A 13,148-nucleotide genomic window follows, 5' to 3' on the forward strand; every position below is an offset into this window, starting at 1 on the left:
GTATGCCGGCAGCGCAGTGGTGTGATTACTGCTGCTTGCGGCGGCGCATAGCCGCCAGACCTGCCAGGCCCAGACCGAATATGGCCAGCGTACCCGGTTCCGGCACGGCGCTGGCTGCAAGCAAGGTGGCCCGGTTGGACACTTGGGTGTTACCCAGGTTCAGGGAGCCCTGGCTGAAAGCGGACGGATTGACCGAGGCTGGCAGTGCCAGGCTGGTAAACGCAGTGCCGGTGGGCTCGGTGAAGCTCAGTTCGAAGCGGCCGAACGGGGCGTTGTACACCGGAAAATGTAGTTGTCCTTGACACCCCACATCGCAAAACTGTCGATGATCATGGCCTGCACGTTGAACTGATAGTGGCTGGTACCGAAATCGACCGTGGCGTACATGGTGGTGCTGTCCCAGTACTGATAGCCGTTGCCATTGCCGCCGCCGCCGCTGGCCTTGCTGAGCCCGTCCATGTCGTAGGCGACGGTGCCGTTGATGGTCTGGCCGACCTGGATGCCGCGGGACGCCGATGCCGTGGTCGCAGTGGCTCTCCAGTTTTGGCTCGACAGGGTGGTCGCTTGGGCGGGCGCGACGGCGGCTGCGGCGAGGAGGATGGCGGCTTGCAGGAATGATTTGGTCATGGGAATCCGGTGAGTTTAGTTGCTTTAATGCATAATAATTTATCTCAAAGCAATTTTAGTTCCAATATTTCTTCCTGATCGGGCGGGACAGGAGGTGTAAAGTTTTCCGACATTTAATCGGCGCTAGTCACTGCTGTTTGCCTACAACAGGCGTTGCGCGTGGCGGCCCCGTTAACGTACTATCAATGGTACTGACTAAGGCGCAGCCCCCATCCATGGACCCCAACGTTCCCCGGCCCAGACCACGCCGGATGCTGCAGGACTTGCTGAGCCCCGGCTTCTTGTCGGGCTTGGTGCTGAGCGTATGCCTGGGCTCGACCTGGTGGCTGTGGAGCAACGCCAGCAACGACGCGGCGCAGGATACCCGGGCCGACTTCGATTTCCGCGTGCGCGAACTGGTCAACAACATCGCGCAGCGCATGCAGACCTACGAACAGGTGCTGTACGGCGTGCAGGGCCTCTACCTCAGTTCCGATTTCGTCGACCGCGATGAATTCCGCAACTACTTGGCAGGGCAGGCCCTGAACGAACATTTTCCTGGCATCCAGGGCGTTGGCTACATGCGCCTGATCGGCGGCAAGCAGCGCGAAGTCCATACCGCTGCCGTGCGCGCGGAAGGTTTCCCCGGCTACAACGTCCACCCCGAAGGCCAGCGGCCGCAATACGCCCCCGTGGTCTATATCGAGCCCTTCAGCGGCAGCAACCTGAAAGCCTTCGGCTTCGATCCGCTGTCCGAGCCGGTGCGGCGGGCGGCGCTGGAGCTGGCGCGCGATTCCGGCCTGCCCGCCATGAGCGGCAAGATCCGCCTGGTGCAGGAGGGCGAGGGCCAAGGCCTGGAGCAGGCCGGCTTCCTGATCGTGCTGCCGGTGTACCACAACAGCCAGCCGCGGCGCACGCTGGAGGAGCGCCGCGCCGCCATCACCGGCTGGGTGTACGCGCCGTTCCGCACCGGCGACGTGATGGCCGGCCTGGGCGGTGAACGGGCCGCCATGCTGGACGTGGAGGTCTACGACGGCGACCAGGTGGGATCGGCCAGCCTGATGTACGACAGCCAGCCCGGCCCGCCGCAGCGCGGCCTGCGCAGCACGGTCCAGAAAGTGCGGCTGGCCGGCCACCGCTGGACGGTGCGCATCAGCGGCCTGGCGGGCAGCGGCGTGGGCGCCGAGCGCGACGGCAAGGCGCAGCTGATCGGCGCCGCCGGGCTGGTGCTGAGCTGGGTGCTGGCGTTGCTGGCCTGGCTGCTGGCGCGCAGCCGCGTCAAGGCGCGCGACGCGCTGACCCACGCGCGCCAGCTGGCGGACGAACTGAAGCAGGGCCAGGACAGCCTGTTGGCCATGGCCGAGAGCGCGCAGCGCAGCCAAGCGGTATTGCGCAGCATCCTCGATTCGACGGTGGACGGCATCCTGGTTGACGATTTCAACGGCGGCGTGATCAATTCCAACCGGCGCTTCCGCGAACTGTGGAACGTACCGGAGCACCTGGACTGGCAAAGCGACGGCGCCTTGTTGCTGCAGCAGGTGGCGGCGCAACTGCAGCAGCCCAGCGTATTCCTGGCGGCGGTGGGAAGGCTGCAGCGCGAGAACGAGGTGCAGCAGGAGCTGCTGCACCTGCGCGACGGCCGCGTGATCGAGCAGTTCACGCGCGGGCTGCGGCTGGGCAGCGAAGCGGCGCGGCTGTGGTCCTTCCGCGACATCACCGAGCGCACCCAGAGCGAGCGCCGCGAGCAGACCCGGCGCCAGGTACTGGAGTTGCTGGCCACCGGCGCGCCGCTGCAAACCATCCTCGACAGCGTGGTGCGCGGCGTGGAGGAAGGCAACCCCGGCATGCGTTGCGCCATCCTGCTGCTCGACGAGGACGGCAGCCGCCTGTTCGTGCGCGCTGCACCCAGCCTGCCGCCCTTCTTCTGCGCGGCGATCGACGGCCAGCCGGTGGAGCAGCCCGAGGGCTCGCGGCGAGAGAAATTGCAGCTTGGGCGGCGCATCATCGTCGCCGATGTCAGCCTCGACCCGCTGTGGTCGCAGTATCGCGACCTGGCGCAGCAGGCCGACGTGGCGGCGTGCTGGACGGACCCGATCCGCGGCGCCAGCGGCCAGATCCTGGGCACGTTCGCCATCTTCCACCGCGAGCCGCAAAGCCCCGGCGTGGCCAGCCTGGCCATGATGGAACAGGCGTCGCGCCTGTCGGGCATCGCCATCGAGCAGGCCCAGGCGGCGGTGGCGCTGCGCACCGGCGAGGCGCGCTTCCGCAGCCTGTACGACAACGCGCCGGTGGCGCTGTGGGAACAGGACTGGTCGGCCGTGCGCGCCGCTCTGGCCGAACTGGAGCACTCCGGCGTGGACAATGTGCCGGCCTACCTGAGGAACAACCCGAGCCAGGTGGCGCGCATGGCCGGGCTGGTGCGCATCATGGACGTGAACGCGGCCGCGCTGGCCCAGGTCGGTGCGCCGCCCGGCACCAGGGACGCCAGCCTGCTGACCCTGGCTCAGAATTTCGACGACAGCGCCATCGACAGCTTCGCCCAAGCCTTGGCGGCGCTGGCGCAGGGCGCCCACCTGTTCGCCTGCGAAAGCAGCTTCCTGCGCCTGGACGGGGTGCGGCGCCAGAACGAGCTGACCTTGCTGGTGATGCCGGGCCATACGCAGAGCCTGGACTTCGTCATCGTCTCGACGGTGGACATCACCGAGCGCAAGCGCATGAACGACGAGCTGCTGATGCTGGCCACCACCGATTTCCTGACCGGCCTGCCGAACCGCCGCGAGTTCATGGCGCGGCTGGACGACGAGCAGGCGCGGCTGCAGCGCGACATCGGCGGCCAGGCCGCCGTGCTGATGCTGGACCTGGACCATTTCAAGCGCGTCAACGACGAATACGGCCACGCCACCGGCGACGCGGTGCTGCGCCACATGGCCGCGCTGATGCGCGACAGCCAGCGCAAGATCGACACGCTGGGCCGGGTCGGCGGCGAGGAGTTCGCGGTGCTGTTGCCGGGGGCGGACATGCTGGCGGCGGCCGCGTTCGCCGAGCGCCTGCGCCAGCGCATCGCCGGCACGCCGCTGACGGTGGACGGCCACGAACTGGCGGTGACGGTGAGCGTGGGCATCGCCGCGATGGACGCGGCCGACGCCAGCGGCGACGCGGCGCTGGTACGCGCCGACAAGGCGCTGTACTGCGCCAAGCGCGGCGGGCGCAACCGGGTCGAGCAGGTCGACGTGTGCGGCGAGGCGTAGACGCGAAAACGGCCGGAGCGGCGCCCCGGCCCCGTGCGCTGCCCGGCGGGAGATCAGACGGCGGCGTGCTCCACGTCTTTAGCCGGCAGCTGCGGCGCGTCCTTGTGCTTGCGGTTGCGCGCCACGAAGAACCAGATGATGCCGGCGGGAATCAGCAGCGGCAGCATCAGCGGCGACATCACTGCCACCAGCACGATGGCCAGCAGGACCAGGCCGGTGAGCATCAGGATGCCCAGGCCGGCGAACAGGAAGCCGAGGAACACGGCCACGCAAACCATCACCACGGCTGCGATGACCAGTCCCATGCCGCCAAAGACCAGGCCCAGCAGCGCGCCCAGCGGGCCGTCGAACTCTTCGTCGCCGATGTGGACGATCATATCGCTGGTATCTATCGAGCTCCATGCTGCGATAGCAAGAAGGAAGATCAGAGCGATGGTGAGCAGCTTTTTCATGTTGGTTCCCCGTGGTGGTTGGTATGGTGCGACTGTACGGCGCGGGGGCGCGGCTGGCCACGGCTATGCGACCAAGCGTTCATTTGGCGGGATAAATGGCGGACAGGCGGCGATAAGCTGCAGCTTGCCGGAAAAAGCGGCAGGGTTGTCCTTGAATAAACGATATGGTTGCCTATACTGAATACCTATCTTGCACATGGAGGGCAATATGGCTTGGCTAGACTTGAGCGAGGGTCAATCGATATCCTCGGGATACGGTAGTGATATGCGCCAGCGCAGCGCGATTGAGAGTTCTGGCGGACCCAAGGGGCCGCCGTCCGCGCCGCCTACGATTCCACCGATTATCATCAATCCCTTCACCTACCATATGCCGGAGCCGGCGATCGATCCACGCCGTACCCCGCTGGGGCCGCCGATCGCGCCGCCGCCCCGGCCTGCTATGTCGCTACTGGCTGCCTGACAGCTGGCTTATGCTGGACCGACAGCATAGGCGAAGGGAATAAACCCACCAAATAAAAAGCCCGCATCATGCGGGCTTCGCTTTGTCCGGAGGCCGGGCTAGAAGGCGTGCCGGATACCGAAGGCGCTGCCCTTGAGCGTGGCGCCCGCGCTCACCGTCAGCGGATTGATGGCGAAGTCGTGCAGGCCGTTCGGGTCGTTGCGCAGGCGGGTGGTGTAGGCATACACGCTGCTGCGCCTGGACAGGGCGTAGTCGTAGCCCAGCGTGACGTGGGTGGCGCCGCTGTCCGGCCCGCGCTTGATGTAGCCTATCTTCTGCGTCGACGTCCCTTTGGCGTCGGCGGCGCGCGCCAGGCCCAGGCGCAGCCCGTGCGGGCCGATCTGGTGGGTGGCCGACACATACCAGGATTGCCGTTCCAGCTTGCCGGTGGCGGTCTCGTACCTGAGCTTTTCGGCGATGGCGGCGACGCGGGTGTCGCCGAATTTGTACGCCGCCGCCAGCTTGGTGCCGCTGTCGTCGCGGCCCACGCCCTGGTAGTCCTTGTGCAGCTCGTGCGCCAGCGCGGCGTACCACGGGCCCTGCTCGTAGATGGCGGCGAGCGAGGTCAGGGAAGGCTTGGCGCCGCTGGCCGGGCGTTCCTCGCTCATGCCGTGCGCGGTGCGCAAGGTCCAGCCCCGCCAAGCCGGCGAATACCAGCTGATGCTGTTCTGCTGGCGGCGGTCGAAGGACGACAGGTTGCCCACGTTGTCGACGGAGGAGCCGGAACCGTTGCCGATGATGCTCATATAGCCGGCGGTGGTCGGATAGAACGGGTCCAGCCCGGAGGTGGCGTTGTTGTAGGGCGTGGTCCAGTGGCCGAGGAAGAGCTGGCCGAAGCCGCCCTCCAGGCCGACGCGGGTGTCGCGCGCGGCCGGGCTGCCGTCGCCGGTGTCGGGCGACAGCGTGCCCTCGATCTGGAAGAGGGCCTTCATGCCGCCGCCCAGGTCTTCCACGCCGCGAAAGCCGAACACCGAGCGGTTGTTGACCATGCGCGTGATGCTGAGCGGCTTGCCGGCGGCGCCGGCCGAGGTCTCCATGTCCTCGATGGACACGTTGAGGCGGCCGTAGACGGTGACGTTGCTCTGCGCGGCCGCGCAGCCCGATGCCGCCAGTGCAATAGCAAGGAAAATCAGTCGTTTTTGCATCATATTCCTGTCTGTTGAGTACGAGATGGTTTAGCGGATGACAGCCAGTTTTTCGCGATCGAGTTCGCCTTCCCAGCGCGCCATGACGACCGTGGCCACGCCGTTGCCTATCATGTTGACCAAGGCGCGGGCCTCGCTCATGAAGCGGTCTATGCCCAGGATCAGCGCCATGCCCGCCACCGGTATGCTCGGCACCACCGCCAGCGTGCCGACCAGGGCGATGAAGGATGCGCCCTGCACGCCGCTGGCGCCCTTCGAGGTCAGCATGGCCACGCCGAAGATCGCCAACTGCTGCAGGAAACCGAGTTCGGTGTTGGTTGCCTGCGCCACGAACAGCGCCGCCATCGTCATGTAGATGCTGGTGCCGTCGGTATTGAAGGTGTAGCCGGTGGGGACGATCAGGCCGACCAGCGGCTTGGAGCAGCCCAGCTTCTCCATCTTGGCCATCAGCGTCGGCAGCGCGGTGTCGGACGAGCTGGTGCCGAACACCAGGAAGATCTCCTCCTTGATGTAGACCAGGAACTTGACGATGCTGAAGCCGGCGAAGCGCGCGATCAGGCCGAGCACGATGAAGACGAACAGCGCGGAGGTCAGGTAGAAGGTGCCGATCAGCTTGAGCAGCGGGCCGAGCGAGACCACGCCGTATTTGCCGACCGTGAAGGCCATGGCGCCGAACGCGCCGACCGGTGCGAAGCGCATGATGAAGTTGATGACGCCGAACACCGCCTGCGATCCCATCTCGATCAGCTCCGTGACCGGCTTGGCGCGGCTGCCCATGGCCGCCAGCGCGAAGCCGAACAGCAGCGAGATCAGCAGCACCTGCAGCACGTCGCCCTTGCCGAAGGCGTCCGCCACGGTGGTGGGGATGATGTTCATGAAGAAGTCGGTGGTGGTCATGGACTTGGCCTTGCCGACGTAGTCGGTGACGGCTTTGGCGTCCAGCGTGGCCGGATTGACGTTGAAACCGTCGCCGGGACGTACCCAGTTGCCGACCGCCATGCCGATGAACAGCGCGAAGGTGGACACCAGCTCGAAATAGAGCAGGGCCTTGCAGCCGATGCGGCCGACTTTTTTGATGTCCTGCATGCCGGCGATGCCGCTGACGACGGTGCAGAACACGATGGGGCCGATCAGCATCTTGATCAGTTTGATGAAGCCGTCGCCCAGCGGCTTCATGTCGATCGCCAGCTTGGCGTCGAGGTGGCCGAGCAGGATGCCGAGCGCGATGGCGAACAGCACCTGCACGTACAGCATGGCGTAGAAGGGTTTCCTGCTGCGGACGGCGGGCGGCAAGGCGTCCGCGCCAGTGGGGCTGGTGGTAATCATATGTCTCCTCCAATACTTCGTCTGTGCTTCGATCAAGGTCTAGCTTATTTTTGAGACTGGTATGGCATGGCCAGGAGAATGCTGGCCGGGTGGTTCGTGTTGTTCTTCAAGGCCCGTCTCTCGCCCGGCGCCAGGCGCGCCGAATCGTACTTGCGCAGCACTTGTTCGCCCTCCTCGGTGGCGATGGTGACTTCGCCTTCGAGCACGACGTACAGTTTCTCGACGCTGGATGCATCCAGCGTGGTGCCGCCGCCCGGCAGCAGGTGGGACAGGCCCAGCCACAGGCTGTCCGACGGTCCGGCCTCGTATCCCTGCAGCCGCAGGCAGTGCATGCCTTCGTGGTTGAGCGGGAAGTAGGGCGGCGCGCGGTGGTAGCGGGTCAGGTTCATGGCGCGGTTTGAAGGGAGGGCTGCAGGACCACGCGCTCGCGGGCGCCGCCCAGCACGGCGCGGTAGCCTTGCACGGCGTCTTTCAGCGCGTAGATGGTGTCGGCCAGCACCGGGAACGGTTTCAGCGTGCCGTCGGCGAAGCCGGGCGCCAGCGCGTCCAGGATGCGGGCGCAGGCCAGCGAGTCGAGCGCCAGCGTGTCGATGCCGACATAGGTGTGCTGGCCGCGATAGAAGGCGAAGATGTCGAAGGGGACGGCGCGCTCGATGGTGGAGATGAAGATCTGACGGCCGCCGGTGGCCAGCGCCGCGTTGGCCTGCTCGAAGTAGGGGCTGCCGACGGTGTTGTAGACGATGTCGGCGCCGTGGCCGCCGGTCTTGTCGCGCACGTAGGCGGCGATGTCCTGGCTGTCCGCGCCTATCATGTCGACCGCGCCGCTGGCGTGGCCGATGTAGGCTTCCCTGGTGCGCTCGACGGCGAACACGCGGGCGCCGGCACGGGTGGCCAGCTGGATCGTGGCCTGGCCGACCTTGCCGTTGCCGCCCATGACCAGCACCACGTCGCCCGCTTGCGGCAGGCCGGCGCGGCGCAGGCCTTCGTAGGCGGTGATGAAGGGCACGCCGACCGCGCCCGCTTCCAGCATCGGCACGGCAGCCGGCTTGGCGCGCACGGCGGCCGTGTCGATGACCAGGTAGCGCGCATGGGTGCCGTCGCGGCGGATGCCCAGTTCGCCGCCGCTGCCCCATACCTGCTGGCCGAGCAGCTCGGCCGGGCCGTCGATGACCACGCCGGCGTAGTCGCGGCCCGGGGTGCGCGGCCAGATCGCGTGCGGCATGGCGCCGAGGGCGGCCTTCACGTCGCTCGGGTTGACGCCCGCGCTGTGGACTTCGATGACGCACTGGCCCGGCAGGGCGGCAGGGCGCTCGGTGGTGGACAGGGTGGGGGCCAGCAGGTCGATGCTGGCGGCTTTTTCGGTGACGCGTACGGTGTTCATCATTACTCCTTGTTGTGATTGTTGTGCAGGCCAAGCAGGGTGCGCGCTTCGGCCGTGCCAGCGATTTCGCCGCCCAGCGATTCGACGATCCGGCGCGCGCGCGTCACCAGTTCGGCGTTGTCCCTGGCCAGCTTGCCCTTGGCGATATACAGGTTGTCCTCGAAGCCGACGCGCACATGGCCGCCCAGCAGCCAGGCTTGCGCCACCATGGGGAATTCATGGCGGCCGATGCCGAAGCCGGTCCAGGTGGCGCCGGCCGGCAGCAGTGCGCGCGCGTAGGCCATGGTCTCCGGGCTGGCGCTGAAACCGTAGCGCACGCCCAGCACGAAGCTGAACAGGCCGGGGCCTTGCAGCACGCCTTCCTTGATCAGGTCGCGCGCCAGGTGCAGGTCGCCGGAGTCGAAGATTTCGATCTCGGGCAGCACGCCCGCCGCGCGTATCACCTTGGCCATGCGCGCCACGTTGGCCGGGGTGTTGATGACGACGTCGGCGCCGGAATTCATGGTGTTCAGGTCCAGCGTGGCGATGTCCGGGCGCAGCGCGGCGATGTGGGCTACGCGCTTTTCGGGCGCCATCAAGGTGCTGCCGGGCGCCGCCACTTGCGGATCGTCCGCGCTGGGGATGAAGCGGCCGCCGGGGCCCGTGGTCAGGTTGATCACCAGCTCGCGGTTCTGCTCGCGGATGCGCTGCATCACCTCGGCGTAGTGGTCCAGTTCCATCGACGGCAGGCCGGTGTTCGGGTCGCGCACGTGGATGTGGACCACGGCGGCGCCGGCGTCGGCCGCGTCCAGGCAGGCCTGCGCGATCTGGCGCGGCGTGACCGGCAGGTCCGGGTGCTGCCCGGGCTTGACGATGTTGCCCGTGACGGCGCAGGTGATGATGGTTTTGCGTTCGCTCATGGTGCGCTCCGTTTATGCCGCGCCGAGGTGGCGGCCGCCGTCGATGCGGATCACGCTGCCGGTGGCGAACAACAGGGTGGTGGCGCAGGCTTCCACGGCGGCGGCGATGTCGTCCGGCTGGCCGATGCGCTTGAGCGGCGTGGTGGAGGCCTGCTTGTCGTTGAAGGCGGCGTCGCGGCCGGGCACGAAGCCGCTGTCCACCACGCCGGGCGAGACGTTGACGACGCGGATGTGCGGCGCCAGCGCGCGGCCCAGCGAGTTGGCCATGGTGTCCAGCCCCGCCTTGGCGGCGCAGTAGGCGACGTTGCTGCCGATGCCGGTGCTGGCGGCGATGGACGAGATATTGACCACCAGGCCGCGGCCGGAGGCGCGCAACAGCGGCGCGAAGGCGCGGACGGCGGCAAACGGCGCGCGCCAGTTGGCGGTGAAGATGGCGTCGATCAGGTCGTCGTCCAGCGCGTCCAGGTCGGCATGCGGCACGGGCTTGGTGAAGCCGGCCGAGTTGACCAGGATGTCGGCGCGCCCGTAACGCGCGCGCACTTCGGCGGCGGCGCGGACCAGCGCCGCGCTGTCGGTCAGGTCGGCCTCTATCGCGCAATGCGCGTTGGAGCCGGTGGCGTCGCGTGCGCCTGCCTGCAGGGCTGCTGCTGCTTCGCCTGTCGCAGCCATCGAGGCACGTTCGCCGGTGCCTTGCTGCTTCGGCGGCACAGGCAAAGCGGCGGCTTTCGCGTGCGCCTCGGCGCTGGCGCGGCCGAGCAGCACGACGCGCGCGCCCTGGCTGGCCAGGCGCTGCGCGCTGGCGTAGCCGATGGCGCCCGCGCCGCCGGCAATGACGGCCACCTGGCCGGCGAGTGGAAGTGATGAGGACATGCGCATTCCTTACTTGATGGGTGCTTCGGGGAAGCAGCTGGCGCCTTGCTCCAGCACGAAGTCGTAGTTGAGGGTGTAGTAGCCGGAGCCGCCGTCCGCCTTGTCTTTGCCGCCTGGCGCGTGGTGCACGAACTGCCCCACCAGCGGCTTGGTCACGCCGAAGGAGACGTCGCTGCCGAGGTGCTCGCAGTCGTCGGCGAAGACCTGGGTGATCAGCGTTTTGCAGCCCGGGTGCGAGACCATGAAGTGCACGTGCGCCGGCCGCATGCAGTGGCGCTCCTGCAAGCGCAGCAGCACGCCGACCGCGCCGTGCGTGGGCACCGGGTAGCCGGCCGGGCGCACGGTGCGGAAGCTGTAGCGGCCGTCGGGGCCGGTGATGAAGTAGCCGCGCAGATTCATGCTGGGCTGCTGCTCGTCCTGGTTCTCGTACAGGCCGACCGGCGACGCCTGCCAGACATCGACCTTGGCCCCCGCGAGCGGCGCGCCGTCCACGCCGCGCACCTGGCCGCTGACCTCCATAGTCGTGCCGGGCATGTCGCAGCGGGCGATCGATTCGCCGTTGGCGCACAGCGGCGAGGCGGCGCGCCAGAAGGGGCCGAGCAGGGCCGCCGCGCTCTGGCCCTGGTTCTGCGGGTTGTTGCGCAGCGCGACCAGGGTCGAGATGCCCAGCACGTCGGCCGCCAGCACCACTTCGTTGTGGACGTCGTTGGTCTGTTGGCCGATGTCGGTGACGAACTTCAGCACGGTCTCGAACTCGGCCTCGGTCAAGTCCACTTCGCGTATCAGCGCATGCATGTGATCGACGAAGGCGGCCACCAGCCGGCGCAGGCGCGGGTCCGGGGTGCGGGCCATGGCGGCGTGCGCCACGGCGGTGACGGATGCCTCGCCGTCGATGATGTTGGCGGTGTTCATGTCCACTTTCTGTCTCCTCCATCCGTGAATTCCGGTTATGCGAACGTTCGCATAAATTCGATGATATCAGATCAAATATCGAAGTCAAACGCGATTTGCAGATGCGGATAGATTATTTGCGAACGTTCGCATAAAAAACGCGTGTTTCGCTCTGGCGCGGCGGCGTGCGAAAATACGACATCGTTTGAACGGAGAGTCTATGCAGCAGAAAAAAATGACGCTGAAGGGCCTGGCCGAGATCCTGGGGGTGCACACCTCCACGGTGGGCCGCGTCATGGACCCGGAAACGCGCCACATGGTGGGCGAGGAGGTGGCGCAGCGGGTGTTGAAAGAGGCGGCGCGGCACGGCTACCGGCCCAACAAGATGGCCGCCGCGCTGCGCACGCGGCGCTCCAACATTGTCGGCGTCATGCTGCCCGATATCACCAACCCGGTGTTCCCGCCCATCTTGCTCGGCATCGAGGACGAGCTGCGCAAGCACGGCTACGTGGCGCTGGTGACCAACGCAGGCGAAGACCCGGAGCAGCAGCGCTTCGTGGTCGACCAGCTGCTGGCGCGCCAGGTCGACGCGCTGATCCTGGCCACCGCCACGCGCGACGATCCGGTCATCACGCATTGCCTCGAGGCGGGCGTGGCGCTGGTGACGGTCAACCGCAGCGAGGACAGCGGCCGCGTGTCGAGCATCGTCAACGACGAATACGCCGGCATGCGGCAGGCGGTGGAGCATGTGCTGGCGCTGGGCCACAGCCGCATCGTGCACCTGGTGGGGCCGCAGCAGCTGTCCACCGGCCACCTGCGCAAGGAAGGTTACGAGCTGGCGCTGGCCGCGCACGGCGTCAGGCGCGAGGACATGTGGCTGGTCGATTGCAGCGCCTACACGCGCGAGGCGGGCCGCGCCGGCTGCGGCGAGGCGCTGGAGCGCCACCCGCAAGCGACCGCCATCCTGGCCGGCAACGACCTGCTGGCGCTGGGCTGCTACGACGCGCTGCGCGAGCGCGGCCTGCGCTGCCCGGAGGACGTGTCCGTGGTCGGCCACAACGACATGCCCTTCGTCGACATGGTCAATCCGCCGCTGACGACGATACGCATCGGCCACCACGCCATGGGCGTGCAGGCGGCCCAGCTGATCCTGCGCCAGCTGCGCGAGGAGGGCGCCGGCCAGATGGAAATCCGTCTGAAACCGGAGCTGGTGGTACGCGCTTCGACAACATTTCCGCGCAAAGGCTGATTTCGGCTATCATACAGTTTTTAACTGTATATATATCCAGTAAAGCGAGCCTTCCATGACCGACGACATCCTGATTCCCGACGACGAAGCAACCCTGGTTCAAGAGGACCGCCTGTGGCAGTCCAACGGCTGGACCGCGCGCGTGATCAAGAACGACGAAGACGAAGGCTGGGCGGTGGCCATGATCAAGGACGGCGAGCCGGAACCGGCGCTGGTCGGTCCCTGGACCATGGGCCGCGACAAGAAGAACCCCAAGCCGCTGGACGTGAACGCCTTCAACACGCTGGTCAAGACCGCCAACGAAGTGCTGCGCCGCCACGAGCAGCAGCTGCACGCGCAGTTGCACAAGAGCGTGCGCGTCAACACCGAAGGCGCGGCCTACATCACCGTCAACCTGGACATCACGCCCGACGAGGACGAACCCTACGCCACCTTGACCGCCTTCGATCCCTACGGCGAGGAACTGGCCCAGGTGCGCGCGGCCCCCAACTTCAAGCTCAGCGTGGCCAGCGCCACCGCCTGGATCGACAGCGGCTACCGCCGTCCCTGACGCCGCCGCGGCGTCCCATCGGCCGCCGGCGC

The 13,148-nt window shown here is 67.2% G+C and carries 13 protein-coding genes; 3 read left to right on the forward strand and 10 right to left on the reverse strand.

What is annotated here, in order from left to right; translation table 11 throughout:
* Nucleotides 1-25 precede the first annotated feature (25 nt).
* On the reverse strand, nucleotides 26-280 hold the full coding sequence (locus ACSQ8Y_RS27470) for a PEP-CTERM sorting domain-containing protein (RefSeq protein ID WP_436269550.1): 255 nt from the start codon (nucleotides 278-280) through the stop codon (nucleotides 26-28).
* Nucleotides 247-627 carry a hypothetical protein gene (locus tag ACSQ8Y_RS27475; protein WP_436269551.1) on the reverse strand — a complete coding sequence of 127 codons (381 nt, stop codon included), beginning with the start codon at nucleotides 625-627 and terminating at the stop codon, nucleotides 247-249. Before ACSQ8Y_RS27475 ends, ACSQ8Y_RS27470 begins: the two co-directional genes overlap by 34 nt.
* A 251-nt stretch (nucleotides 628-878) precedes the next feature.
* Between ACSQ8Y_RS27475 and ACSQ8Y_RS27480 the strand changes: the two genes are divergently transcribed.
* A complete protein-coding gene (locus tag ACSQ8Y_RS27480; protein WP_436269552.1) occupies nucleotides 879-3,854 on the forward strand; it encodes a CHASE domain-containing protein in 2,976 nt (991 codons plus the stop codon).
* A gap of 53 nt (nucleotides 3,855-3,907) precedes the next feature.
* Here the strand turns inward: ACSQ8Y_RS27480 and ACSQ8Y_RS27485 are convergent, their stop codons facing one another.
* The 8 genes from ACSQ8Y_RS27485 to ACSQ8Y_RS27520 form a co-directional block, all read right to left on the reverse strand.
* The gene (locus ACSQ8Y_RS27485; RefSeq protein WP_436269553.1) at nucleotides 3,908-4,306 is read right to left on the reverse strand and encodes a hypothetical protein; all 399 of its coding nucleotides are present in this window, start codon (nucleotides 4,304-4,306) and stop codon (nucleotides 3,908-3,910) included.
* Nucleotides 4,307-4,864: 558 nt separating this feature from the next.
* Nucleotides 4,865-5,953 carry a porin gene (locus ACSQ8Y_RS27490; RefSeq protein WP_436269554.1) on the reverse strand — a complete coding sequence of 363 codons (1,089 nt, stop codon included), beginning with the start codon at nucleotides 5,951-5,953 and terminating at the stop codon, nucleotides 4,865-4,867.
* A 27-nt stretch (nucleotides 5,954-5,980) separates the two neighbouring features.
* The gene (locus ACSQ8Y_RS27495; RefSeq protein ID WP_436269555.1) at nucleotides 5,981-7,276 is read right to left on the reverse strand and encodes a dicarboxylate/amino acid:cation symporter; all 1,296 of its coding nucleotides are present in this window, start codon (nucleotides 7,274-7,276) and stop codon (nucleotides 5,981-5,983) included.
* 44 nt (nucleotides 7,277-7,320) lie between these two features.
* Nucleotides 7,321-7,665, reverse strand: coding sequence for a cupin domain-containing protein (locus ACSQ8Y_RS27500; RefSeq protein WP_436269556.1), 345 nt, complete (start codon nucleotides 7,663-7,665; stop codon nucleotides 7,321-7,323).
* On the reverse strand, nucleotides 7,662-8,657 hold the full coding sequence (locus ACSQ8Y_RS27505) for a quinone oxidoreductase family protein (protein ID WP_436269922.1): 996 nt from the start codon (nucleotides 8,655-8,657) through the stop codon (nucleotides 7,662-7,664). Before ACSQ8Y_RS27505 ends, ACSQ8Y_RS27500 begins: the two co-directional genes overlap by 4 nt.
* 2 nt (nucleotides 8,658-8,659) lie before the next feature.
* A complete protein-coding gene (locus ACSQ8Y_RS27510) occupies nucleotides 8,660-9,556 on the reverse strand; it encodes a 3-keto-5-aminohexanoate cleavage protein (RefSeq protein ID WP_436269557.1) in 897 nt (298 codons plus the stop codon).
* Nucleotides 9,557-9,568: 12 nt separating this feature from the next.
* Nucleotides 9,569-10,432, reverse strand: coding sequence for an SDR family NAD(P)-dependent oxidoreductase (locus ACSQ8Y_RS27515; protein ID WP_436269558.1), 864 nt, complete (start codon nucleotides 10,430-10,432; stop codon nucleotides 9,569-9,571).
* Nucleotides 10,433-10,435: 3 nt separating this feature from the next.
* Complete coding sequence (locus ACSQ8Y_RS27520; RefSeq protein WP_436269923.1) at nucleotides 10,436-11,338, reverse strand: dioxygenase; 903 nt, start codon at nucleotides 11,336-11,338, stop codon at nucleotides 10,436-10,438.
* A 199-nt stretch (nucleotides 11,339-11,537) separates the two neighbouring features.
* On the opposite strand from ACSQ8Y_RS27520, the gene ACSQ8Y_RS27525 reads away from it, so the two are divergent.
* Together ACSQ8Y_RS27525 and ACSQ8Y_RS27530 are read left to right on the forward strand one after the other, a co-directional pair.
* Nucleotides 11,538-12,566 carry a LacI family DNA-binding transcriptional regulator gene (locus ACSQ8Y_RS27525; RefSeq protein ID WP_436269559.1) on the forward strand — a complete coding sequence of 343 codons (1,029 nt, stop codon included), beginning with the start codon at nucleotides 11,538-11,540 and terminating at the stop codon, nucleotides 12,564-12,566.
* Between the two features lie 55 nt (nucleotides 12,567-12,621).
* Nucleotides 12,622-13,116, forward strand: coding sequence for a hypothetical protein (locus tag ACSQ8Y_RS27530; protein ID WP_436269560.1), 495 nt, complete (start codon nucleotides 12,622-12,624; stop codon nucleotides 13,114-13,116).
* Nucleotides 13,117-13,148 lie beyond the last annotated feature (32 nt).

The sequence above is a fragment of the Pseudoduganella sp. LjRoot289 genome (genome assembly GCF_964252925.1).
Lineage (GTDB): Bacteria > Pseudomonadota > Gammaproteobacteria > Burkholderiales > Burkholderiaceae_D > Rugamonas.

Coding starts and splice junctions, on each gene's coding strand:
- ACSQ8Y_RS27475 (WP_436269551.1), bottom strand. CDS start 627: ATGACCAAATCATTCCTGCAAGCCGCCATCCTCCTCGCCGCAGCCGCC.
- ACSQ8Y_RS27480 (WP_436269552.1), top strand. CDS start 879: ATGCTGCAGGACTTGCTGAGCCCCGGCTTCTTGTCGGGCTTGGTGCTG.
- ACSQ8Y_RS27485 (WP_436269553.1), bottom strand. CDS start 4,306: ATGAAAAAGCTGCTCACCATCGCTCTGATCTTCCTTCTTGCTATCGCA.
- ACSQ8Y_RS27490 (WP_436269554.1), bottom strand. CDS start 5,953: ATGATGCAAAAACGACTGATTTTCCTTGCTATTGCACTGGCGGCATCG.
- ACSQ8Y_RS27495 (WP_436269555.1), bottom strand. CDS start 7,276: ATGATTACCACCAGCCCCACTGGCGCGGACGCCTTGCCGCCCGCCGTC.
- ACSQ8Y_RS27500 (WP_436269556.1), bottom strand. CDS start 7,665: ATGAACCTGACCCGCTACCACCGCGCGCCGCCCTACTTCCCGCTCAAC.
- ACSQ8Y_RS27505 (WP_436269922.1), bottom strand. CDS start 8,657: ATGAACACCGTACGCGTCACCGAAAAAGCCGCCAGCATCGACCTGCTG.
- ACSQ8Y_RS27510 (WP_436269557.1), bottom strand. CDS start 9,556: ATGAGCGAACGCAAAACCATCATCACCTGCGCCGTCACGGGCAACATC.
- ACSQ8Y_RS27515 (WP_436269558.1), bottom strand. CDS start 10,432: ATGCGCATGTCCTCATCACTTCCACTCGCCGGCCAGGTGGCCGTCATT.
- ACSQ8Y_RS27520 (WP_436269923.1), bottom strand. CDS start 11,338: ATGAACACCGCCAACATCATCGACGGCGAGGCATCCGTCACCGCCGTG.
- ACSQ8Y_RS27525 (WP_436269559.1), top strand. CDS start 11,538: ATGCAGCAGAAAAAAATGACGCTGAAGGGCCTGGCCGAGATCCTGGGG.
- ACSQ8Y_RS27530 (WP_436269560.1), top strand. CDS start 12,622: ATGACCGACGACATCCTGATTCCCGACGACGAAGCAACCCTGGTTCAA.